This is a genomic window from Paracoccus haeundaensis (assembly GCF_006239215.1).
Classification (GTDB): Bacteria; Pseudomonadota; Alphaproteobacteria; order Rhodobacterales; family Rhodobacteraceae; genus Paracoccus; species Paracoccus marcusii.
The window spans coordinates 1-1,260 of sequence record NZ_VDDC01000100.1 but is presented as its reverse complement, the minus strand read 5'-3'; the positions used below and the strand labels follow the sequence as shown (position 1 = coordinate 1,260).

1 protein-coding gene is annotated in these 1,260 nt (G+C 62.2%); it reads right to left on the bottom strand.

What is annotated here, in order from left to right:
- Positions 1-13: 13 nt before the first annotated feature.
- Positions 14-1,204, bottom strand: a complete 1,191-nt coding sequence (gene hmpA, locus FHD67_RS20150; RefSeq protein WP_139599854.1) for an NO-inducible flavohemoprotein — start codon at positions 1,202-1,204, stop codon at positions 14-16.
- Positions 1,205-1,260: the final 56 nt, after the last annotated feature.

Sequence of the window (1,260 nt, the reverse complement as noted above, 5' to 3'; positions counted from 1 at the left end):
GTCTTGCGACCCATCAGGCCGCGAGCTGCTCATCCGCGGGACCGAAGAACTCGTAGTGGATCCGATCGGCAGGAACACCCGCCTCCCTCAGGCCCGCAACGAAGTAGCGGAGAAACGGACGCGGGCCGCACAAGTAGATGTCGGCCTCGGTCAGCGGGACGCTGGTCCGCAACCAATCCATGCTGATCCGCCCGGGATGGGCCGGGACGTCTGCGCCGCTCTCGTAAAAAGTACTGACGACAATATTTCCGTGGCGCGTCGCGGCGTCCTGCACCTGCCGGGATAGTGCGTGGTGTGCAGGACTGCTTGTTCCGTGAATATAATGGACCGGGACGTCCCGATGCCGCCGGGCCAGGACTTCCAGCATGCTGATCATGGGCGTCAGGCCGACCCCACCCGACAGAAGAACAACCGGCCGCGGCGGATTGTCTGACAGGTGGAAGTCGCCGGCGGGCGGCGTCGTTTCCAGGATCGTCCCCACCAACGCATGGTCATGCAGGAAGCAGGATGCCTCTCCCTCTGCCTCGCGCTTGACGGTAATGCGATAGCTTTCGTCGCTTGGCATGCTGGAGATCGAATAGTTGCGCTTGACCCCGGGCAGTCCGGCCGCGTCAAAACGCAGCGTCAGATATTGGCCTGGTCGGTGGGCAACGACAGGACCGCCATCCTCGGGGCGCAGCACGAATGATACGATGCCGTCGGCCTCGACTTGCCGCTCTGCGACCGTGAAGCGGCGCCAGTCGGTCCAGCCGCCGCGCTGTGCCTCGATTTCGGCACGGATAGCGGCTTCGCGCGCGATCAGCAGATCGGCCAGGAACCCATAGGCCTCGCCCCAGGCCGCCAGGATGTCGGGCGTGGCGGCATCGCCCAGAACCTCCTCAATGGCGCCCAAAAGGGCTTGGCCGACGAAGGGATAATGCTCGGGCAGGATCGCGTAGCCGATATGCTTCTGGGCAATCCGTTCGACCGCCGCGCCCAGAACCTCCAAATTTTCGATGTTGCGGGCATAGGCCAGAACAGCATGCGCCAAGGCAAGCCGCTGCGTGCCTTTCTGCTGGTTTGCCTGGTTGAACAGGGCGGCGATATGGTCGTTTTCGAACAGCCGCCGGTACATCGTCTCGGTGATCAATGGGCCGTATTGCTCCAGTGCGGGAACGGTGGCTTTCACCACCGTAATGGTCTGCAGGGACAGCTGGCGAGCCATGTGATTCTCCTAAACATGTATTTCTTATGCATCTATACGGCGCTATACATGCAAAG

What these genes read in the sequence shown, in the direction of transcription:
- hmpA (WP_139599854.1), bottom strand. Translation starts at nt 1,204, where the DNA reads ATGGCTCGCCAGCTGTCCCTGCAGACCATTACGGTGGTGAAAGCCACC.